The organism is Tianweitania sp., assembly GCF_032053605.1.
GTDB lineage: Bacteria > Pseudomonadota > Alphaproteobacteria > Rhizobiales > Rhizobiaceae > Tianweitania.
Genome location: NZ_DAMBUH010000047.1, coordinates 23,723 through 24,590, shown reverse-complemented (window position 1 = coordinate 24,590; position 868 = coordinate 23,723). Strand labels below are relative to the sequence as shown.

Annotated in this window: 2 protein-coding genes; one reads left to right on the top strand and one right to left on the bottom strand. The window is 61.5% G+C overall.

The annotated features are described in order from the left end of the window. Positions 1-421 (bottom strand): RNA methyltransferase (locus tag RTX98_RS12140; protein ID WP_416223116.1); only part of this gene is annotated, 421 nt, incomplete at its 3' end. Positions 422-599: 178 nt separating this feature from the next. On the opposite strand from RTX98_RS12140, the gene RTX98_RS12135 reads away from it, so the two are divergent. Continuing rightward, a partial coding sequence (locus RTX98_RS12135) for an isocitrate/isopropylmalate family dehydrogenase (protein WP_312796845.1) occupies positions 600-868 on the top strand: 269 nt, incomplete at its 3' end.

The window sequence follows — 868 nt, the reverse complement described above, 5'->3', positions numbered from 1 at the left end:
GAAAGGTCACGATCGCATCCGCGCGGCCGACTTCTTCATTCGACAGGCCGAAGCGCTCGCGCCCGAATAGGATGCCAGTCGCCTGATCGGCTTCCACCCGGCCCCGCAACTCGCGCGTGGCTTCCACCGGCCCGAACACCGGCTTGAACCCGTCGCGCTGCCGCGCCGTGGTGGCCAGCACGAAGGACAGGTCGGCAACCGCCTCTTCCAGCGTGTCGAACACCCGCGCGCCATCTATCAGATGATCGGCCTTGGCGGCGGTCGCTCTCGCTGCCTCGTTCGGCCAGCCATCGCGCGGCGCGACCAGCCGCAACTCGGACAGGCCAAAATTGGCCATCGCCCGCGCCACCATGCCGATATTCTCGCCCATCTGCGGCTCAACCAGAATGATCGCCGGTCCGCTATTCAGCTGCTTGCTCATGGAAAAACTGGATGTCTCGTTTGAAAACGCCCCGTCCCCTCGCATGAATCGCGCGAGGAGTGAAAGTCACGTTTGAAGGTGGCGGTTCTTTGCCTTCCGCAAACCCGATGGTATAGGACCGGCATTCCTTCCTGCAACACACACGGGCCAAGCGCCCGTGCAGTACACGAGGCATTCAATGACGAAGATCAAGGTGGCGAATCCGGTTGTCGAGCTCGACGGCGACGAGATGACCCGGATCATCTGGCAGCTTATCAAGGACAAGCTGATCCACCCCTATCTCGACATTCCGCTCGATTACTACGATCTCAGCGTCGAGAACCGCGACGCCACCAACGATCAGGTCACGATCGATTCCGCCAACGCAATCGCCAAGCACGGCGTCGGCGTCAAATGCGCCACCATCACGCCGGACGAGCAGCGCGTCGAAGAGTTCAAGCTCAAGAA